The 19,331-nt window shown below is 51.7% G+C and carries 19 protein-coding genes; 6 read left to right on the forward strand and 13 right to left on the reverse strand.

Annotated features, from left to right (window positions below):
* Positions 1 to 49: 49 nt before the first annotated feature.
* From R2X38_RS10400 to pspA, 5 genes are all read right to left on the reverse strand, one after another.
* On the reverse strand, positions 50 to 1,090 hold the full coding sequence (locus R2X38_RS10400; RefSeq protein ID WP_317522146.1) for a TIGR01620 family protein: 1,041 nt from the start codon (positions 1,088 to 1,090) through the stop codon (positions 50 to 52).
* The gene (locus tag R2X38_RS10405) at positions 1,087 to 2,484 is read right to left on the reverse strand and encodes a YcjX family protein (protein WP_317522147.1); all 1,398 of its coding nucleotides are present in this window, start codon (positions 2,482 to 2,484) and stop codon (positions 1,087 to 1,089) included. Before R2X38_RS10405 ends, R2X38_RS10400 begins: the two co-directional genes overlap by 4 nt.
* 189 nt (positions 2,485 to 2,673) lie before the next feature.
* Entirely contained in the window at positions 2,674 to 3,060 is a 387-nt protein-coding gene (pspC, locus tag R2X38_RS10410; protein ID WP_317522148.1) for an envelope stress response membrane protein PspC, read from the reverse strand.
* Entirely contained in the window at positions 3,057 to 3,287 is a 231-nt protein-coding gene (gene pspB, locus R2X38_RS10415) for an envelope stress response membrane protein PspB (protein WP_317522149.1), read from the reverse strand. The genes pspC and pspB overlap by 4 nt, the downstream gene beginning before the upstream one ends.
* Positions 3,288 to 3,377: 90 nt before the next feature.
* Positions 3,378 to 4,043, reverse strand: coding sequence for a phage shock protein PspA (pspA, locus tag R2X38_RS10420; RefSeq protein WP_317522150.1), 666 nt, complete (start codon positions 4,041 to 4,043; stop codon positions 3,378 to 3,380).
* Positions 4,044 to 4,359: 316 nt separating this feature from the next.
* Here pspA and pspF point away from each other — a divergent pair, with 316 nt between their 5' ends.
* The 6 genes from pspF to R2X38_RS10450 all read left to right on the forward strand — a co-directional run bounded on the left by pspF (position 4,360) and on the right by R2X38_RS10450 (position 10,856).
* Positions 4,360 to 5,385, forward strand: coding sequence for a phage shock protein operon transcriptional activator (gene pspF / locus R2X38_RS10425; protein ID WP_317522151.1), 1,026 nt, complete (start codon positions 4,360 to 4,362; stop codon positions 5,383 to 5,385).
* A gap of 182 nt (positions 5,386 to 5,567) precedes the next feature.
* On the forward strand, positions 5,568 to 7,196 hold the full coding sequence (gene sapA, locus R2X38_RS10430; RefSeq protein WP_317522152.1) for an ABC transporter substrate-binding protein SapA: 1,629 nt from the start codon (positions 5,568 to 5,570) through the stop codon (positions 7,194 to 7,196).
* A gap of 1 nt (position 7,197) precedes the next feature.
* Positions 7,198 to 8,160, forward strand: coding sequence for an ABC transporter permease (locus R2X38_RS10435; protein WP_317522153.1), 963 nt, complete (start codon positions 7,198 to 7,200; stop codon positions 8,158 to 8,160).
* Positions 8,147 to 9,034, forward strand: a complete 888-nt coding sequence (gene sapC / locus R2X38_RS10440) for a putrescine export ABC transporter permease SapC (RefSeq protein ID WP_317522154.1) — start codon at positions 8,147 to 8,149, stop codon at positions 9,032 to 9,034. Before R2X38_RS10435 ends, sapC begins: the two co-directional genes overlap by 14 nt.
* Positions 9,034 to 10,035, forward strand: a complete 1,002-nt coding sequence (locus R2X38_RS10445) for an oligopeptide/dipeptide ABC transporter ATP-binding protein (RefSeq protein ID WP_317522155.1) — start codon at positions 9,034 to 9,036, stop codon at positions 10,033 to 10,035. The genes sapC and R2X38_RS10445 overlap by 1 nt, the downstream gene beginning before the upstream one ends.
* Positions 10,032 to 10,856: an ATP-binding cassette domain-containing protein gene (locus tag R2X38_RS10450; RefSeq protein ID WP_317522156.1), complete on the forward strand. Its 825-nt coding sequence runs from the start codon at positions 10,032 to 10,034 to the stop codon at positions 10,854 to 10,856. Before R2X38_RS10445 ends, R2X38_RS10450 begins: the two co-directional genes overlap by 4 nt.
* Positions 10,857 to 10,911: 55 nt before the next feature.
* On the opposite strand, the gene R2X38_RS10455 is transcribed toward R2X38_RS10450, so the two are convergent.
* The 8 genes from R2X38_RS10455 to aroA form a co-directional block, all read right to left on the reverse strand.
* Positions 10,912 to 12,177 carry an MgtC/SapB family protein gene (locus tag R2X38_RS10455; protein WP_317522157.1) on the reverse strand — a complete coding sequence of 422 codons (1,266 nt, stop codon included), beginning with the start codon at positions 12,175 to 12,177 and terminating at the stop codon, positions 10,912 to 10,914.
* Positions 12,178 to 12,318: 141 nt separating this feature from the next.
* Positions 12,319 to 13,014: an orotidine-5'-phosphate decarboxylase gene (gene pyrF / locus R2X38_RS10460; protein WP_317522158.1), complete on the reverse strand. Its 696-nt coding sequence runs from the start codon at positions 13,012 to 13,014 to the stop codon at positions 12,319 to 12,321.
* 311 nt (positions 13,015 to 13,325) lie between these two features.
* Entirely contained in the window at positions 13,326 to 14,495 is a 1,170-nt protein-coding gene (lapB, locus tag R2X38_RS10465; RefSeq protein WP_317522159.1) for a lipopolysaccharide assembly protein LapB, read from the reverse strand.
* A gap of 6 nt (positions 14,496 to 14,501) precedes the next feature.
* Positions 14,502 to 14,786 carry a LapA family protein gene (locus R2X38_RS10470; protein ID WP_317522160.1) on the reverse strand — a complete coding sequence of 95 codons (285 nt, stop codon included), beginning with the start codon at positions 14,784 to 14,786 and terminating at the stop codon, positions 14,502 to 14,504.
* A gap of 197 nt (positions 14,787 to 14,983) precedes the next feature.
* Entirely contained in the window at positions 14,984 to 15,274 is a 291-nt protein-coding gene (gene ihfB / locus R2X38_RS10475; RefSeq protein ID WP_036831776.1) for an integration host factor subunit beta, read from the reverse strand.
* A gap of 72 nt (positions 15,275 to 15,346) precedes the next feature.
* Positions 15,347 to 17,017, reverse strand: coding sequence for a 30S ribosomal protein S1 (gene rpsA, locus R2X38_RS10480; RefSeq protein WP_317522161.1), 1,671 nt, complete (start codon positions 17,015 to 17,017; stop codon positions 15,347 to 15,349).
* A gap of 100 nt (positions 17,018 to 17,117) precedes the next feature.
* Positions 17,118 to 17,801 (reverse strand): (d)CMP kinase, encoded by a 684-nt coding sequence (gene cmk, locus R2X38_RS10485; RefSeq protein WP_317522162.1) that lies wholly within the window; start codon positions 17,799 to 17,801, stop codon positions 17,118 to 17,120.
* Between the two features lie 217 nt (positions 17,802 to 18,018).
* Positions 18,019 to 19,299, reverse strand: a complete 1,281-nt coding sequence (gene aroA, locus R2X38_RS10490; RefSeq protein WP_317522163.1) for a 3-phosphoshikimate 1-carboxyvinyltransferase — start codon at positions 19,297 to 19,299, stop codon at positions 18,019 to 18,021.
* Positions 19,300 to 19,331 lie beyond the last annotated feature (32 nt).

Genomic DNA, 19,331 nt, shown 5'->3' on the forward strand with positions numbered 1-19,331 from the left:
CGCCAGAAAAATAAAGGCCCGTAATGGGCCTTCATGTTTTATCTTGGTCTTAGTCTTGGCGTTCCTTATGGGTCAACCTGCTCAGCAGATCCTTGCGGATTTCACTCAGTTTAGGTTGCTGCTCAGGCTGCCACGGCATTGGGCGCATCAGGCTGATCGCCTTGAGCCCCAAACGGCCAGTCAACAAACCCACCCCGACACCTTGCGCAACCCGGGTAGACATTCTTCCCGCCAAGTCCATCGACAGCATATCCATTCCGCTATCGGCAATCACCTCACTGGCACCGGCTACAGCCATGTTGGCCAACACCAGTTTCACCAATTTGATCCGCGACCAATAGCCCAGCTCAACGCCATACACTTTGGAGATCTGGTCAATCAAGCGGAAGTTTCGCCATGCCACCAGCAACATATCGGCCAAAGCAAGTGGGCTGACCGCGACCATCACAGCGGCTTCGCTGGCGTACTTCGCCACCAATTTACGTGCAAGCTTATCTTGCTGGCCCAATACCATACGGTCGTATAGTTGCATCACTTCACGGTCATTATGGGTGGCCGCCAAAGAGCTGAGCCATTTGTCATAGCCAGCATGCTCCTCCATGATCTTGCCCTGTTTCGCCAGCTTGGTACAAAACGCCTTGGCCTGGCCGATACCGTCGGCTTCGAGCAATGCCTGCGCCTGCTCGCGCTCACCCTGACGCTGCTTTAAGCGGCGGAGGCTAAGTAGCTCACGACCCAACGCGATAATCCCGGTGCCAGCAATACCGGCAACAATCACACTCCAACCAAGGGCCAGCCAATCCCCGCCCTGATAGGCCGTCACAACGTAATCTACCGTCTGCCAGCCCACCATTGCAGCACCTGCGACCATCAGCCCCTTTAGCCAACCTGAGCGGCGTTTGGGCTTGCCACGCAAAGCCCTACCGAGTTCAACTTCGACATCGGCTTGGCCGCTATCTGTTGCTTCTGGCAAGAAGCTCTTTTCCTGCTCGGCAAACTGGAGCTGAGAGGCCAACTCGACCTCAGCGGCAGCCGGCTCGGGGTTGACCGGTTCATCAAACACAATTTTACTTTTCAGCGGCTCACTCATTGCAACTTGTCCCCTAGCAGATACTCCATCGCCTTATCCATTCGGATATGCGGCAAGGGCTCGTCGCTTTGCATTTCAAGCGGACGGAAATTAATAAAATCAAAGCCTGACTGCTGCCAAAAAGCATCATTCGGCAATCGGCGCGGCACTTCACCAGGGAACAATGTCTTGGCCTGCCCATCGAGCTGGTGTCCTCTCAACGCGGGAACCTGACGGCCGTGGTAGTCAACAAAGCCCGGCTCGGTCGCCTGGATCGACGACAGGCTGACGCAGTCCATCTTGATCCCTTCAAATGAAGCCGTCTGCCATGCTTCGTTCACCATCTGCTGAAGCAAGCTAACCAAGTTAGGATGCTGCTCCGGCGTAACATGATCAGCCTTGGTCGCGGCAAACAGCACCTTATCTATTCGTGGCGAGAACAAACGCTTTAACATCGAGCTGCGGCCGTAACGGAAGCTTTGCATTAACTGATCCAGAGCCTGACGCATATCATTGAAAGACTCAGGCCCGGCATTGAGCGGCTGCAAGCAGTCAACCAGGATGATCTGGCGGTCAAACTTAGAAAAATGCTCTTTGTAGAAGGCCTTCACCACGTGCTGCTGGTAATAACGGTAGCGGCTCTTGAGCATGCCCAGGTTGGTTTCGTCACTGGCATCATTCCACTGCTGTTCAGTGATTTTCTCCAACCAGACCATAGGGAAGAACTGCAGTACCGGCGCACCAGCCAGTTCGCCCGGCAATACAAAGCGCCCAGGCTGAACCCAGTGCAGGCCGCCCTCGGCTTTGCATTTGTACAAGTATTGGGTAAATCGCGCCGAAATATACTCAATCATTGACTCATCCGCCGGAGCCAGGGGATCAAACCCCTCGGCCATCGCCAACCAGTCTGCTGCCAGCTCTGCACGCTTGCCTTTCAAGATCTGGGCTTGCTGGCGCGACCACGCCATGAAATCAAGCTCCAGCAGCGGCAAATCCAACAGCCACTCACCAGGGTAGTCAACAATATCCAGATACAAGGTAGCGGTATCCTGCAACAGCTTCATCGGCCCACGCTGCGGCTTGTAGCGCAGGGCCAAGCGGGTCTGCCCAACATCCCGGGTCGGCTCGGGCCAGCTTGGCGGTGCCGATAGCAAAGCGCCCATGCCCTCTTCATAGGCAAACTTCGGCACATGCATATCAATTTGAGGCACCCGCTTGGCGCCCAATAGCTGACCATCCCTGACAGCGGTGAAAAGTGGCAACCTTGGATTGGTGCTCACATGCATAAGCTGATTGACCAGTGAAGTAATGAAAGCAGTCTTACCCGCCCGGGACAGTCCCGTCACCGCCAGTCGGACATGGCGGTCTAAACTCCGGTTCACCAGTTTGTTCAACTCATTGCTAAATCGATTCATACACTTTCCTGAAAAAAATCACTCACAGCACGAAACAGCTTACAACCAAACTATACGCCGGCCGTTATTAACCCTTGATGAACCATCACGCTCACCTAGTACAAACTCTTTGTCTACAGGGAACAGACGATGTTCCTTGCCGGAAAAAGAAAAGCAGGCGATTGCCTGCTTTAACTGCTTCAATGACGGCTATAAGTTGCGGAATTCGCGATCGACCTTGAAAGCCGAAGAGGTCACATAGGCCTCCATATCCCGCAAATCCTGCTCCATTTTGTCGAGTTCGGTTTCGACATTATGAAGGATCTGACCTGCCGGCCTTCCCGCTTGCCAAGGTTTTTGCTTGACCTGATGCTCGCGGAAGATGGTCTGCTGCTGACTCCGTTCTTCCGGCATCTTCTCAAGGATGAAACAGGCTGCGATGTAGGCCAGGGTGACAAAGAATCCCACCCCAAGTAAAAATGCTGACACAGTGAGGATCCTCACCAACCAGATTTCCATACCAAAGTATTCGGCAATACCAGCACAAACGCCACCTAGCTTGCCGTTTTTCGGATCGCGATAGAGGGTCTTATTCATGATTTGCGCCTCCACTGCGGCACTTCCGCATCCAGAATCCGCTCCAAAGTCACAATCCGCTCTTGCATCTGCTCTGCGCGAGCCACCAGCTCCTGCAGTTTCTGCTGGTCATCACCAGACAGGCCTTCACTTGCGTGCTTCTTGCTACGATAGTGGAGGATCAACCACAGCGGGGCAACAAAGATCATGAATACGACTAACGGCCCAACAATAAACCCCATAGACATTATTTTTCTCCTTTTATTCGCGCAGATTCAATTCATTAGATTGTCACAATAGCCGCAGCCATCATAACAACCAACATCCATCAAGGTGAATTACTCTTTGTCCTTGAGGTTGGCTTTCATGCGCTCGAGCTCTTTTTCGATTTCGTCTTGCGCTTGCAGATCGGCAAACTCGTCTTGCAGGTTCTTGCCGCGACCGATGCTGTAGCTATCAGCTTCCGCTTCCATCTCATCGATACGACGCTCGTACTGCTCGAATTTTGATAGCGCTTCATCTACCTTGCCAGTGTCCAGCTGGCGACGCACATCACGGCGGGTGTCAGCAGCTTTGTGACGCATCACCAACGCCTGCTGGCGGGCTCGGGTTTCCTGCAGCTTACGTTCTAGCTCAGCCACTTCTGCCGCCAACTTTTCGATGGTTTCTTCCACCAGCTTATATTCTTCGTGCAAAGTCAGCGCAACATCGTTCAGCTTCTGCTTTTCAATCAAAGCGGCACGAGCAAGATCTTCACGACCTTTCTGAATCGCCAGAGTGGCTTTTTCCTGCCAATCACGGCTTTGTGATTCGATAGCCTGAATACGGCGCTGTAATTCTTTCTTGTCAGCCAAAGCACGTGCTGAAGAAGTACGAACTTCTACCAGTGTGTCTTCCATCTCCTGGATGATAAGGCGGATCATTTTCTGAGGGTCTTCAGCCTTATCCAGCAAGGAATTGACGTTGGCGTTAACAATGTCGGCAAAGCGTGAAAAAATGCCCATAATAATTATCTCCTAAAATAAATATGGTCCCGTGGTCCCGTGGTCCTGTGGTCCTGGGTCCTGGGTCCTGGGTCCTGGGTCCTGGGTCCTGCAGCCAGCTTGGCTGGCCAAAAACTAGTGTCAGCTCTTGCTCTATCAGATTTAGCTCTCCCGCTCCTTCCAGGAACTAGGATCTGCTCTTCCAAGGGCCATGTTCTTCATATATCAACAAGCATGCCAACTTTTTGTCTGTTATAGATCATAGAGTTACCTTTGCACCTCGACGGCCCGCCTGCTAAGGTGTAACTAATTACGCCAACTATTAGCGAGATTAACCATGCGCAAAACAGATAACCTGATCGGCGAGTCAGAGGCTTTTCTCACGGTTCTGGATCAAACTTCCCGTCTTGCCCCACTGGATCGTCCAATCCTGATCATCGGCGAGCGGGGAACCGGTAAAGAGCTGATTGCCCAACGCCTGCATTATCTGTCCCGCCGCTGGGACCAACCACTGGTTTCGCTTAACTGCGCGGCATTAAGTGAAGGCGTAATTGATTCCGAACTGTTCGGCCATGAAGCAGGCTCATTTACCGGTGCGAAAGGCCGCCACCAAGGACGTTTCGAACGGGCAGAGAACGGCACTTTATTTCTCGATGAGTTGGCGACAGCGCCGATGGGCGTGCAAGAGAAACTGCTGAGGGTGATTGAATACGGTGAATACGAGCGTGTCGGCGGCAGCAAAACCTGCCAAGCCAATGTCCGCTTGATCTGCGCGACGAACGAAAACCTGCCGCAACTGGCTGCTGACGGAAAATTCCGCTCGGACTTACTCGACCGCCTGGCCTTCGACATCATCCACCTGCCTCCCCTCCGTGAGCGTCAGGAAGACATCCTGCCACTGGCTGAATACTACGCGGTGAAGATGTGCCGCGAGCTCAACTTCAGCTTTTTTGCCGGTTTCAGCCAGCATGCTCAACAGCAACTGCAGGGCTACCCGTGGCCGGGCAATATCCGTGAGTTGAAAAATGTGGTGGAGCGCTCGGTGTTTCGCCATAGCCTGGAAGATGAGCCGGTCGATACCATTATCATCGACCCGTTCCGGCCGCCTTGGGCACAAGAAGATGAGCCAAACAGCACATCTCTTGGCCAGTCAGCAGCTGGGGCATCAAACAAGGCAAGCAGCGCAGACTGGACATTCCCCCTCGATTTCCGCCAGTGGCAACAAGATCAGGAGGTTGCCATATTGAAGCAGGCTCTTGAACAGGCACAGTTTAATCAACGCAAGGCCGCTGAATTACTCAGCTTGAGCTACCATCAACTGAGGGGGCTGCTGCGCAAATACCAACTGGTTGGTAACGAGTAAGCCCCACGCAAACACTATTGTTGATAGGGCTGCGAGATATGCCGTCTGGCATAGAAGCACAATTTGCACACTTTCTGGCCATAAAGAACCCAGAAATAACAGGTATTTTAGCGAGGTGGCTTGGTGACAGAGTGGGTTAATGGTAAATTTATAATCTTGTTTCCAAAAAATTTCCTTATCCTATGAGCGCCTATACTCGTCTTTTGCTTGTGTGCGTCAGCCTTGCCAGCCTGATTGGCTGTAGTGATGACCCGCAGCAGGATAGCGATATTCGCAGCCGCGGCTTCGTCTATTGCGGACAAGATAAGCCAACCACCTTTAATCCACAGTTAATCGACGGTGGATTGACGGCTGATACCTTGGCTGCGCAACTCTTCGATCGCCTGTTACTGCTTGATCCTGTCAGCCATCAACCCCTGCCCTCACTGGCCATTGGCTGGACTATCAGCGACGACGGCCTGGTGTATACCTTTACCCTGCGAGAAGGTATCGAGTTTCAGACGACCGATTGGTTTACACCGACGCGCCAGTTCAATGCTCAGGATGTCGTGTTTAGCTTTAAGCGAGTCATCAAGCCTGATCACCCTTTTCATTCAGTCTCCGGCGGTCGCTACCCGTGGTTTGACAGCCAGGGGTTTGCCAACCTGATTGAAGATATCGAAGTGGTTGACCCGCTTACAGTAAGATTTACCCTCAGCCGACCTGACAACGCCTTTTTGTCCAACTTAGCGACAACCTATGCCGTGATCCACTCGCAGGAATACGCCGAGCAGATCCTTCGAGCCGGCAAACCCGATCGGCTGGACTCTCTCCCGGTCGGTACCGGACCGTTTTACCTCGACAGCTACCAAGCCAATGACTTTGTCCGCCTCAACCGCCATGAAGGCTACTGGCTGGGTGCCGCGCCGATGGAGCAGGTGGTGTTCGATATTGCCAGCCGCGGTACCGGAACACTGGCAAAATTGCTGAGCAATGAGTGTGATGTATTGTCATCGCCGGTCGCCAGCCAACTGCCTATCATCAGCGCGGACGATGACTTCAACCTCAATGCCCAAACCGGCATGAATGTGGCTTTCTTGGCGCTGGATAACAACCAGCCAGAGCTCAGCGATGTCCGGGTCCGCAAGGCGATCAACCATGCGATTAACCGTGAGAACCTGCTCAATTCGGTATACTACGGAACAGGCACCAAGGCCCGCAGTATCCTGCCGCCGATGTCCTGGGCTTATAACCATGGTAGCCAGGCACTGGACTATGACCCGGTTAAAGCCCGAACCTTGCTCAAAGAAGCAGGTTTTGAGAAGAACCTCAGCCTAACCCTATGGGTACCACTTGAACCTCGCCCGTATAACCCGAGCCCGAGAAAAACCGCAGAGTTAATCCAAGCAGATCTCAATGCAGTCGGAGTCAAGGTTGACATTATTATCCAAGATACGGTCAATCGTTTCAGTGCCATCGACAAATTCAACAGTGATCTGATCCTGACCGGTTGGGTAGCAGACAACGGCGATCCGGATAACTTCCTACGCCCGCTGCTCTCTTGCGATGCCAAGCAAGCCGGCCTGAATGTGGCGAACTGGTGCAACCTCAGTTTTGATAACCTGCTGGAGCTGGCCTCTCGTACCCCGAAACTTAACCAGCGCCTCAATTACTACCACCTTGCCCAAGATATCTTGGACACCGAGGTCCCGATTGTCCCGCTGGCCCATGGCGTCCACTTCCAGGTTCATCACCGCTCCCTTGAGGGATTGCAGATGAGTCCATTTGGCACCCGCTCCTTCTCGACAGTCTTCCGCCGGAGCGAGATCTAATATGTTTATCTATACCATCCGTAGGCTAAACCTTTTCCTGATCACCCTGCTGATCTTAACCTTGATCGGCTATAGTATCTTGCGCCTCGATAGTGCGTCACTCTGGAGCACCCAACCCTTTTTCTCCGGTTGGGCAATCTACCTCGACAACCTGATGTCAGGTCACTTGGGGCTGAACCTTCAGGGCGACCCTATCGTCAACGAGGTCATGGCAGTCTTTCCGGCCACCCTTGAACTGAGCTTCTTCGCCTTTGCGCTATCACTGATCATAGGTATCCCTGTTGGTACCCTTGCCGGTGTCAAGCGCGGTAAGTACATTGATACCGCCATCTCATCGATTACTCTGGTCGGCTACTCTATCCCGCTGTTCTGGCTCGCAATGCTGCTGATCATGCTGTTCTCGTTGGAGCTAGGCTGGCTACCTGTATCTGGTCGCTACAGCCTGCTGTATGAAATTGACCACGTCACCGGTGTAGCACTTATCGATGTGATGCTGTCTGACAAGCCGTATCGTGCCCAAGCCTTGATGGACACCATCAGACACCTCGTGTTGCCAACCGTGGTACTGGCAATGGCACCGACCACCGAAGTGATCCGCCTGACCCGAGCCTCGGTATCGGACGTCATGGAGCAGAACTTTATCAAGGTGGCGCAAACCAAAGGCCTGTCGATGTTTGAAATCATCACCCGCCATGTACTGAGAAACGCCATTCCGCCGATTATCCCGAAACTGGGTATGCAATTTTCGACCATGATGACCTTCGCCATGCTGACTGAATCTATTTTCAACTGGCCGGGGATCGGCCGCTGGTTGCTCGATGCCATCTCAACCCAGAACTATGTCGCTATCCAAGCCGGTGTGATCACCGTCGGTAGCTTTATTCTGATTGCCAACATCCTGTCTGACTTGACCGGTGCCTTTGTCAATCCACTGGTTCGGAAGGAATGGTATGCTATCAAATAACATCTATCAGGAGACTAAGATCCCGACCCAGCTCGAACGAGCTTGGCAAAATTTCAGAAACAACTCCCTGGCAATGTTTGGCCTGTGGTGTTTGGTGCTACTCACCCTGATCACGCTACTGGCCCCTTGGCTGACACCTTATGATTCGTTCAGCCAGGTCGGCGAACTCCTGATGCCACCGTCATGGGATACCGCAGGTAAAGTCGAATACTTCTTCGGTACCGACGATCTCGGCCGCGATATGCTCAGCCGCTTGCTGCTCGGCTCGCGCCTGACGTTTGGTTATGCGGTTTTGGTAGCGTTGGCATCGGCTGCCATCGGTATCCTGATCGGTGTTTTGGCTGGTATGACCCGAGGGTTGAAGTCTAGTTTCCTCAACCACGTGCTTGATACCGTGCTGTCTATTCCTTCCCTACTGCTGGCCATTATTGTTGTCGCGTACATGGGACCGGGTGAGACCAATATCTTGCTTGCTATCTGGTTAGCGTTGATCCCACGATTCATCCGTGCGGTCTACACGGCAGTACACAACGAGGTAGAAAAAGACTACATCATGGCCGCCCGCCTAGATGGCGCCAACGATTTCTACCTGCTGTACAACTCTATTTTACCCAATATCCTGACCGTGCTGACCAATGAGTTCACCCGGGCGATTTCCATCGCCATCCTCGATATTGCCGCACTGGGCTTCCTTGGTCTTGGTGCCCAAGCCCCGATGCCGGAATGGGGTGCGATGCTAGGCGACTCCATTGAACTGATTTACCTTGCACCATGGACCGTCACCTTACCCGGACTGGCCATTACGTTCAGTGTATTGGTAGTAAACTTAGTAGGAGAAGGACTCCGCCAAGCCATTAACGCGGGGATTGACTGATGCCACTATTAGATATTCGTAACCTGACTATTGAAATCGATACACCACAGGGCATGGTGAAAGCGGTAGACCGCATGAGCCTGACGATTAACGAAGGTGAGATCCGTGGTCTGGTGGGCGAATCCGGTTCAGGTAAGAGCTTGGTCGCCAAAGCCATTGCCGGAGTGACCAAGAGCAACTGGCGTGTGACTGCCGACCGCCTCCGCCTGGGGGACATCGATCTTTTGACCCTGTCACCGCGTGAACGCCGCCGCGTAGTCGGGCGCGAGATTGCGATGATTTTCCAGGAGCCGTCCTCCTGTCTTGATCCGTCTGAAAAAGTCGGTGAGCAGTTGGAAGAGGCGATCCCGTCGTCATCATTCGACGGTTATTTCTGGCAGCGCTTTCAGTGGCGCCAGAAGCAGGCGATTGCCCTGCTGCACAAAGTCGGGATCAAAGATCACCGCCGCGTGATGCGCAGTTACCCCTACGAGCTAACCGACGGTGAATGCCAGAAGGTCATGATTGCCATGGCCATTGCCAACCGCCCGCGCCTGCTGATCGCCGATGAGCCGACCAATGACCTTGATCCTATCACCCAGGCGCAGATTTTCCGCTTGCTCAGCCGGATGAACCAGCTTGGCAATACTACGATTTTGTTGGTCAGTCACGATCTGACTACCGTGACCCAGTGGGCTGACAGGATCACCGTGATGTACTGCGGACAGTCGGTTGAGTCAGCGAATCGCCAGCAGCTACTGGAGTCACCGCACCACCCGTACACCGAAGCACTGCTACGGGCCATGCCTGACTTCAACCTCGACAAGCTTGCTCACAAGAGCAAACTGGAAACTCTGCCGGGTTCAATCCCGCCACTGCAGCATTTGCCAATCGGTTGCCGGCTGGGGCCTCGCTGCCCGCACGCCCAGCGTAAATGTGTCGAAGTACCGAAACGCAGAAAGATCAAGAATCACAAGTTCAGCTGCCACTTCCCGCTGAACATGGAGAGCAATACCAAATGAGTGCGTTACTTGAAGTCGAGAACCTGAAGAAAGACTACCACTACCGCTCAGGACTATTCCGCCGCCGAACTATTGAGGCCGTAAAACCGGTCTCATTCAACTTAGAGGCAGGCGAAACTATTGCCTTTATGGGTGAAAACGGCTCGGGTAAATCAACCCTGGCACGAATGCTTGCTGGGGTGGTTGAGCCGACCGAAGGCGTGATCCGGGTGAACGGCGAGCCGTTGGCTCACCGGGATTACCAGACCCGCTGCAAGCTGATCAGGATGATCTTCCAGGATCCCAACACCTCGCTCAATCCGCGGATCCAAATCGGCAAGATCCTCGAGGGACCACTGAAGCGAAATACCAACATGACACCGCAAGCCCGTGAGCGCCGGATCATGGAAACGCTAAAACGAGTCGGTTTGCTGCCGGAGCATGCGTATTTCTATCCGCAAATGCTGGCTACCGGTCAGAAGCAACGTGTCTCGCTCGCCCGTGCACTTATCCTTCAACCTTGTATCATTGTTGCCGACGAAGCACTGAACGGGCTGGACATGTCGATGCGCTCGCAAATCCTTAACCTGTTGCTAGAGCTTCAGGAAGAGATGGGCCTGTCTTACATCTATGTGTCCCAGCATATGGGTGTGATCAAGCACTTCTCGGATAAAATCATTGTGATGCAGCATGGCGAAATTGTTGAGCAAGGTAAAACGGATGAGGTGTTCAGCAGCCCGCAACACGCGTTAACCCAAAAGCTGCTTGATAGCCATTTCTCAGCACCGTCCCATGACCGAAGCAACCGGATCAGCCGGGCAACGCCAAAAATCGAGTGCTAACAAAGCAGGAAACATAACTAAACGGGCTACATGCCCGTTTATGTTATCTAGTTACTCAAACCAGAACCACTGCCAGGCCACCCAGCAACACCGCTCCAATAACGGGCAAGGCAACATATTTGCGCATGCCCTGCTCACCGATGAACCAAGCCATCCCCATTTTCACCAAGCTGTTAATGGCTGCGGCAATAAAGATCCCCATCGCAGCAAGGGCAAGCATCTCGCCACCGGCACTTTGTCTTCCAAGAGCCAGGGTGATGGCATCAACATCGGTGATCCCCGAAATCGCAGCCAGCGCAAGCGTACCGGTATCACCAAACCACTCCTGAAGGCCATTGGCCAGCAGAATAATCAACATCAAAATCAAGCCGAATCCGAGGGCGGACGTCAGTGCCAACGGATTTTGCTTCATTTCAGGGCTAGTCTGGCCCTCGCCCTTGTTACGCTGCCATATCCACCAGGCTGGAAGATAGAAGCCTAGCATCATCAGTAGCATAGGTAGCCAAAGCAACTCAATCAGTTGCCGGTTAACCACCGAGCAGACGAACAAGATACGGGGAAACATGGTACCGCAGCTGAGCAAGATGCCACTCGCCAGCAACCCATTGAGCTGGGGCTGCTGTTTTGACAGATGGGAGAATTGCAAAGTCAGTGCTGTCGATGAGCTAAGCCCCGCGAATAGGCATGTCAGCAGGATCCCCTTTTGTGCACCACCGATTTTCATGGCGAAGTAGCCGACAAAAGAGATCCCAGCAATCAACACCACCATCCACCAAATCTCATAGGGGTTTATCGCTCCCCATGGCCCCATTGACTCATTGGGTAACAGCGGCAGCATTACCACAGAGATCAGTAGTAAACGAAGCGCTGCATCAAGCTCATACTCCTGCAATCGTTGCAGTGCATTGTGCAGCTCTTGTTTGTTGTCGAGGATAATGGCGGTGATCACCGCAGCAGAGATCGCCAGCGCAGGCTCCCCAACAATCGCCAACGCGCCGAGGAGGAAGGTAATTAAGGTGCCCACCAAGCCAGTGATACTGAGGTTGGTTTGCCATTTGAGCCGTTGCGAGTAGGCGACAGTCAGTACTATCGTCAGGGCAACAAACGATAAGCCCAAAAAAAGCTCAGAAAACATCTCGGCCAGCAGGCCGCAAACTCCACCGAGCAGGCCGACCAGCGAGTAAGTCCTGATCCCGGCGATACGACTCCCGGCCGCTTCGTTTCGATCAACCCAGCCTCGTTGGATACCAATGATAGCACCAAGCAACAAGGCGATGCCCAACCGGATATAGGGGGAAGTTAACGCAAGCTCCGAGTCCATGTCAGTGACCTCAATGACCCACACTTTTTAGTTTAGGTCTGTCTGTAAAAGGTAACTGCCTGGTTTGTCACGTTTTTGATTGACATAAAAAAACAGGCCCTCGATGAGGACCTGTCTTCTCGGATATTTGTTAGCAGGTGCTTACGCTAGCGTCTTGTTGATTTCTGCCAGTACCGCTGCCGGATCAGCCGCTTTAGTGATAGGTCGGCCGATCACCAAGTAATCAGAGCCAGCCTGAACGGCTTCAACAGGGGTCATTACTCGACGTTGGTCACCTGCAGCGCTGCCTGCAGGACGAATACCTGGAGTAACCAGCTTGAACTCACTGCCCAGCTCAGTCTTCAGCATAGTCGACTCGTGTGCCGAGCACACCACCCCATCAAGGCCACTGTTTTTGGTCAGGCGTGCCAGGTTCAAAACGTGATCTTTCGGCTCAGCCGTAATGCCAATCCCCTGAAGGTCTGCAGCTTCCATACTGGTCAAGACAGTCACACCGATAAGCAGCGGGCGGTCTTTGCCAAACGGCTCAAGGATTTCACGAGACGCCGTCATCATACGCTCGCCACCGCTGGCGTGGACATTCACCATCCACACACCCAGATCTGCAGCTGCCGCCACAGCGCGTGAGCAAGTGTTCGGAATATCGTGGAATTTCAAATCGAGAAATACAGAATGGCCCCGCTCATGCAGTTTACGCACAAAGTCAGGGCCAAAAAAAGTAAACATCTCTTTGCCAACTTTCAATCGGCAACTTCCCGGTTCAATCCGGTCAACAAAGGCTAACGCTTCGTCTTGGCTTGGGTAGTCGAGAGCGACAATTACTTTTGGATCTAACATGGCATCTCCTGCTTAGTTATAAGGTCAAACTAGCCCAGCTTGCTGAGCGCGCTCAGGATTGTACAGCAAAATAGTTTTTTATCGAGCATTAATTAACAAACCGCACCAAACAGCCAAAAACCACACCCAACACCAACAGCCAATCGTTTCATTTGCCAACTAAATTTTTCAACATCTTTTTCGATGATCAAAAGCAGTCCAAAAAAATCTAGTTAAATAATTCGACCTAAAAATCCCTACTTTTGACATAAAAAAACCCACTTGAACTACAAGCGGGCTTTTAATGGCAATTTAACCATGTAAACTTTGGCTTATTCGCCGTCCAAACCGCGAATTGGCTTGATCGAACCCCACCCTTTGCAGGAAGGACATTGCCAATACAAGGAATGGGTAGCAAAGCCACATTGGCGACAACGGTAATGAGGCTTAATTTTAAGCTGCTCTCCCACCAAGCCACGCAGTGTGGTCAAACTGTCTTTTGCCCTGCCGTCCTCGGCCTCGTCCAGGTGATAGTCCATCAACTGATAGAAACCCTTCATCGTTGGGTTCTTCTGCAATTGACGGGTCATGAACGTCTGGGCCATCGTCGGGCCTTCGCGCTTGGCAATCTCGTCGGCCAGCATCAGCTCGGCGGTCGACCCTGCCTTTTGCTCTACACAGTAGCGCAGGTACTTGAGCCAGCCAGACTCATTATCCATCGCTTCGTAGCACTCCAGCAGCAGCGGCAGCGCTTCACCGATGAATTCGATATCCTGCTCGGCAACACGCTCCAATTGCTTAGCAGCAGCTTTGAAGTCCTCTTCGGCAATCAAGATCTTTGCCAGCATGATACTGGCCCTGACACAGGTTTTATCCGCGGACAGCGATTTTTTGAGGAGTTGCTTGGCCTTATCCGGGTTCTGCGCGCTCATCTCCAGCATCGCCATTTCACACCAGTAATGGGCGATATCGTGTTTGAGCCTGCTCTTCCCCATCTTGACCAAGTGGCTAGCAATATTAATCGCTTTTTCCCACTCTCGCGTCTGTTGGTAAATAGTCAGGAGTTGCTGCAGCGCCCCTTTGCGGTGGTCGGGTTCATCCAGTAGCTGTTCGAAGATCTTCTCGGCGCGGTCAAAAAAACCAGCGGCCATGTAGTCCTGCGCCAACTGCTGCAAAGCAAGGTTACGCTGGTCGATAGTGAGGTTGGGGCGGGCAATCAAATTTTGGTGGATACGAATCGCACGATCAACTTCGCCCCGGCTCCGGAACAGATTTCCCAAAGCCAGGTGAGTATCGATGGTTTCACTATCAACCTGGAGCAACTCAATAAACACATCCACTGCCTTGTCGGATTGGTCCGACAACAGCAGATTCAGGCCTGTCACGTACTGGCGTGACATATGATGAGATTGCTCTTGTTGCTTGTTACTAGCGCTCCTGTTACCCATGTACCAGCCGTAGGCGGCTGCGATAGGTAATAGCAGGAACAACAGTTCTAGCATTAAATGTTATTCCTTAATTGGCTCGGCGCGTAGCTGATCCAATTCTTGTTGCTGCTTTTGTACTTTCTTGCTCAGGCGGTTTTTGGTGAAGCGGGCTTTAAGGTATAGCAGGCCACAGATCAGCCAGCCGATCACAAACCCGGAACCGAAGGCAATACCCAGCAATGTGGAAAGCTGGAGTTCTCCCTGGGCGATCAGAAAGTCAAAGTTAACCAACTGCTGATTTTGGGCACCCAACGCTAGGGTAACCAAGAAACACGCAGCCAGTAAGAGTACAGTCAGTATCTTCATCGTGAATCCTTCTCACTTGAACGAAATGGAGATGATACCTATCTGGTGAAGGCAAAGCCCCAAAACAGAAAAACATCTGGTATAAACACAGACGGGTATGGCCTGATTATGCAAGATTTTGCCTCATCAGACCATGATCAATACGCATAAAAAAACGGCATACTTAACAGCATGCCGTTTTTTTGTTCTAAACGTGCTTAACTAGCAATAGACTGGTTAACACGGTCGCGCAATTCCTTGCCAGGCTTGAAGTGAGGAACGTACTTGCCGTCCAGCTCAACTTTGTCACCAGTCTTAGGGTTACGACCTACACGTGGAGCGCGGTAATGCAAAGAGAAGCTACCAAAGCCACGGATTTCGATTCGGTCACCATCAGCAAGTGTCGTCGCCATATGCTCAAGGATTTCCTTAATTGCATCTTCTACCTGTTTGGCAGAAAGATGTGTTTGTTGACTACATAGTCTTTCAATTAATTCAGACTTTGTCATAAACACTCCGTTTTTAGTATGTTTCTCAATAGTATAACCGCTTAGGGGGAAAAGTGATCCCCCCGAGCTCAATTATTCGCCTTTAGCCGCTTTGAAAGCGTCAGCCATTGCGTTACCGAAAGAAGCATCATCTTGCTTGTTCAGGTTAGCCATAGCTTCTTGCTCTTCAGCAACGTCTTTAGCGCGTACAGATAGGTTGATTACGCGGTTCTTACGGTCAACGCCTGTGAATTTAGCTTCAACAGAATCGCCAACAGAAAGAACTAGAGTTGCGTCTTCAACACGGTCAACTGATGCTTCAGAAGCACGTAGGTAACCTTCAACACCTTCAGCTAGCTCGATAGTTGCGCCTTTCGCGTCAACTGCAGTAACAGTACCAGTAACTAGAGCACCTTTCTTGTTAACTGCAACGTAGCCGTTGAACGGGTCTTCTTCGATCTGCTTGATACCTAGAGAGATACGCTCACGCTCAGCGTCAACTGCTAGAACAACTGCAGAGATTTCGTCGCCTTTCTTGAAGTCACGAACTGCGTCTTCACCTGCAACATTCCAAGAAATGTCAGATAGGTGAACAAGACCGTCGATGCCGCCTTCAAGACCGATGAAGATACCGAAGTCAGTGATAGACTTGATCTTACCAGTTACGCGATCGCCCTTAGCTTGCATTTCAGCGAATGACTGCCATGGGTTAGCTTTACACTGCTTAAGACCTAGGCTGATACGACGACGCTCTTCGTCGATATCAAGAACCATAACTTCAACTTCGTCGCCCACGTTAACAACTTTAGATGGGTGGATGTTCTTGTTAGTCCAATCCATCTCAGAAACGTGTACAAGACCTTCAACGCCTTCTTCGATTTCAACGAAGCAGCCGTAGTCAGTTAGGTTAGTTACGCGGCCAGAAAGCTTAGTACCTTCTGGGTAACGCTTAGCGATTGCTACCCATGGATCTTCGCCTAGCTGCTTAAGACCTAGTGATACGCGAGTACGCTCACGGTCGAACTTAAGAACTTTAACGTTGATCTCGTCGCCAACATTAACGATTTCAGATGGGTGCTTAACGCGCTTCCAAGCCATGTCAGTGATGTGTAGTAGACCGTCAACACCACCAAGATCAACGAATGCACCGTAGTCAGTAAGGTTCTTAACGATACCTTTAACTTCCATGCCTTCCTGTAGAGAAGCAAGAAGTTCATCACGCTCAACGCTGTTTTCAGATTCGATAACTGCGCGACGAGAAACAACTACGTTGTTACGCTTCTGGTCTAGCTTGATTACTTTGAACTCTAGCTCTTTGTTTTCTAGGTGAGCAGTGTCACGAACTGGACGTACGTCTACTAGAGAACCTGGTAGGAACGCACGGATGCCGTTAAGTTCAACTGTGAAGCCGCCCTTAACTTTACCGTTGATGATACCAACAACAGTTTCAGCGTCTTCGTAAGCTTTTTCAAGAACGATCCAAGCTTCGTGGCGCTTAGCTTTCTCACGAGAAAGTTTAGTCTCACCAAAGCCGTCTTCAACTGCGTCTAGAGCAACGTCAACTTCTGCGCCGATTTCGATTTCGATTTCGCCAGCAGCGTTCTTGAACTCATCAGCAGGGATAGAAGACTCAGACTTAAGGCCTGCGTCAACTAGTACGTAACCGTTTTCGATAGCTACAACAGTACCTTTAACGATCGCGCCTGGACGTGTTTCTAGTTCGTTTAGAGACTCTTCAAAAAGTAGAGCAAAAGATTCAGTCATTATTTAATCTTCAATGTGATTAACAACCATGGGTATCCTACCGCATGGGGTTGGTAGTAATGTCAGTTATCATCCGTGACACCGACGCCATCATGTCGAATTATTCGACAGACAATTTCGTTTCAATATGGGCCAATGCCTGTTCGATGACTTGATCGATAGACATCTCTGTAGAGTCTAGCACCAATGCATCAGCCGCGGGACGTAACGGCGCGACCGCGCGGTTGCGATCTCGATAGTCACGTTCCTGAATTTCTTTCAAAAGGTGGTCAAAGTTAACATCTAACCCTTTTTGTTGCAACTGGTTCATGCGACGATTCGCACGTTCTTCAGCACTGGCATCGAGAAAGATCTTGACTTCTGCCTGCGGGAACACCACGGTACCCATGTCACGGCCGTCCGCGACCAGACCCGGAGCCTCACTGAAAGCACGCTGGCGACGAAGCAAGGCTTCACGCACACGCGGCAATGCAGCCACCTTAGAGGCTGCCATACCGGTTTCTTCCTTACGAAGCTCACCCGATACGTCTTCCCCTTCAAGAATCACCTTTACCAACTCACCTTCAGCCACAAACTGCACATCCAGGTGAGCAGCCAAAGGTACAAGTGCGTCTTCAGACTCAAGGTCAACACCGTGGTGCAACGCGGCAAGCGCCAGCACACGGTAGATGGCACCAGAGTCCAATAGCTTCCAGCCCAGTTTTTCTGCCAACAGCATACATAGCGTGCCTTTGCCGGCACCGCTTGGTCCATCGACAGTGATCACTGGCGCGTGAGTAGACATAGGTAATCTCCAAACTTGTTTAAATCTAAGCAGTCATACCCATCGACACGCCAGCATGGACATACCGATACTTATTACCGCTCTCAAACGGGGGCATATTATACGAGAAAAAAGTTGTGATACCAATCAGTAATCCGGCCTTGGCACAAATACTGAGCAGGAAACAACAAAACCCGCCAGATGGCGGGTTTGTCATGACTATCGATGATTTTGCCAATCAGTTGCTCAGCATCGCCAGCTTGTCGAAGTAATCAGGGAAGGTCTTGGAGGTACACTTAGGATCGTTAATCGTCACCGGCGTATCGCTCAGTGCCACCAGCGAGAAGCACATTGCCATACGGTGGTCATCGTAAGTATCAATAGCAGCATGGGTAAGCTGTGCCGGTGGTGTAATCGTGATGTAGTCTTCACCTTCTTCTACCTCGGCACCGACTTTGCGCAGCTCAGTTGCCATCGCAGCCAGACGGTCAGTTTCTTTCACACGCCAGTTGTAAACATTGCGAATCGACGTCGTGCCTTCGGCAAACAACGCCGCGGTGGCAATCGTCATCGCCGCATCTGGGATATGGTTAAAATCAAGATCAACCGCTTTTAGCTCACCACGACGGGCAATCACATAATCATCGCCCCATTCGATTTCAGCGCCCATTGCAGCCAGCGCATCAGCAAATTGAACATCACCCTGGATACTCTTCTTGCCAATACCGGTCACTTTCACTTCGCCGCCTTTAATCGCTGCCGCCGCTAGGAAGTATGACGCCGATGAAGCATCACCTTCTACCAAGAAGTCACCCGGCGCCTGGTAAGTTTGATTACCTTTCACCACAAACTCCTGGTAATCGCGGTTCTCCACCTCGACACCGAACTGAGCCATGATATGCAGGGTGATGTCAATATATGGCTTCGATACCAGCTCACCTTTAATGCGGATCACCGTATCTGCCGAGGCTAGCGGCGCCGACATCAAGAATGCGGTGAGGAACTGGCTCGAAATCGAACCATCAATTTCCACTTCACCGCCCTTAAGGCCTGTACCTTTGATCTGAAGCGGTGGATAGTTGTCATTTTCTAGATAGGTGATCTCCGCTCCAGCGGTTCGCAGCGCATCCACCAAATGACCGATTGGGCGCTCTTTCATTCTTGGCTCACCGGTTAGGACAAACTCGCCCTCCCCCAAGCACAGGGCCGCCGCCAGCGGGCGCATCGCGGTACCGGCATTGCCCAAGAAGAGTTCCATTGCCTCGGTAGGCTTGAACGAACCACCAAGGCCAGTTACTTCACAAACGGTTTTGTCATCAGACAGTCGATAGCTCACTCCCAGCTTGGTCAGGGCTGTTAGCATATGACGGATATCATCACTATCAAGGAGGTTAGTCAGTCGGGTGGTGCCGTTTGCTAACGCCGCCAATAGCAGAGCTCGGTTCGAGACGCTTTTGGAACCTGGCAGATTCACGGTGCCATTAATCTTACTGATCGGCTGTAACGTTAAACTTTCCATCTGTTATTTCATTAATCCTGTTTGGTCGCAGT

Source organism: Photobacterium rosenbergii, from assembly GCF_033022775.1.
GTDB lineage: Bacteria > Pseudomonadota > Gammaproteobacteria > Enterobacterales > Vibrionaceae > Photobacterium > Photobacterium rosenbergii_A.

Excerpts from the sequence above, each read along its gene's own strand:
- R2X38_RS10405 (WP_317522147.1), bottom strand. The coding sequence starts at position 2,484 with ATGAATCGATTTAGCAATGAGTTGAACAAACTGGTGAACCGGAGTTTA.
- R2X38_RS10400 (WP_317522146.1), bottom strand. The coding sequence starts at position 1,090 with ATGAGTGAGCCGCTGAAAAGTAAAATTGTGTTTGATGAACCGGTCAAC.
- pyrF (WP_317522158.1), bottom strand. The coding sequence starts at position 13,014 with ATGTTAGATCCAAAAGTAATTGTCGCTCTCGACTACCCAAGCCAAGAC.
- rpsA (WP_317522161.1), bottom strand. The coding sequence starts at position 17,017 with ATGACTGAATCTTTTGCTCTACTTTTTGAAGAGTCTCTAAACGAACTA.
- aroA (WP_317522163.1), bottom strand. The coding sequence starts at position 19,299 with ATGGAAAGTTTAACGTTACAGCCGATCAGTAAGATTAATGGCACCGTG.
- R2X38_RS10445 (WP_317522155.1), top strand. The coding sequence starts at position 9,034 with ATGCCACTATTAGATATTCGTAACCTGACTATTGAAATCGATACACCA.
- pspF (WP_317522151.1), top strand. The coding sequence starts at position 4,360 with ATGCGCAAAACAGATAACCTGATCGGCGAGTCAGAGGCTTTTCTCACG.
- pspA (WP_317522150.1), bottom strand. The coding sequence starts at position 4,043 with ATGGGCATTTTTTCACGCTTTGCCGACATTGTTAACGCCAACGTCAAT.
- ihfB (WP_036831776.1), bottom strand. The coding sequence starts at position 15,274 with ATGACAAAGTCTGAATTAATTGAAAGACTATGTAGTCAACAAACACAT.
- R2X38_RS10435 (WP_317522153.1), top strand. The coding sequence starts at position 7,198 with ATGTTTATCTATACCATCCGTAGGCTAAACCTTTTCCTGATCACCCTG.
- lapB (WP_317522159.1), bottom strand. The coding sequence starts at position 14,495 with ATGCTAGAACTGTTGTTCCTGCTATTACCTATCGCAGCCGCCTACGGC.
- R2X38_RS10455 (WP_317522157.1), bottom strand. The coding sequence starts at position 12,177 with ATGGACTCGGAGCTTGCGTTAACTTCCCCCTATATCCGGTTGGGCATC.
- R2X38_RS10470 (WP_317522160.1), bottom strand. The coding sequence starts at position 14,786 with ATGAAGATACTGACTGTACTCTTACTGGCTGCGTGTTTCTTGGTTACC.
- cmk (WP_317522162.1), bottom strand. The coding sequence starts at position 17,801 with ATGTCTACTCACGCGCCAGTGATCACTGTCGATGGACCAAGCGGTGCC.
- pspB (WP_317522149.1), bottom strand. The coding sequence starts at position 3,287 with ATGTCTATGGGGTTTATTGTTGGGCCGTTAGTCGTATTCATGATCTTT.
- sapA (WP_317522152.1), top strand. The coding sequence starts at position 5,568 with ATGAGCGCCTATACTCGTCTTTTGCTTGTGTGCGTCAGCCTTGCCAGC.
- pspC (WP_317522148.1), bottom strand. The coding sequence starts at position 3,060 with ATGAATAAGACCCTCTATCGCGATCCGAAAAACGGCAAGCTAGGTGGC.
- R2X38_RS10450 (WP_317522156.1), top strand. The coding sequence starts at position 10,032 with ATGAGTGCGTTACTTGAAGTCGAGAACCTGAAGAAAGACTACCACTAC.
- sapC (WP_317522154.1), top strand. The coding sequence starts at position 8,147 with ATGCTATCAAATAACATCTATCAGGAGACTAAGATCCCGACCCAGCTC.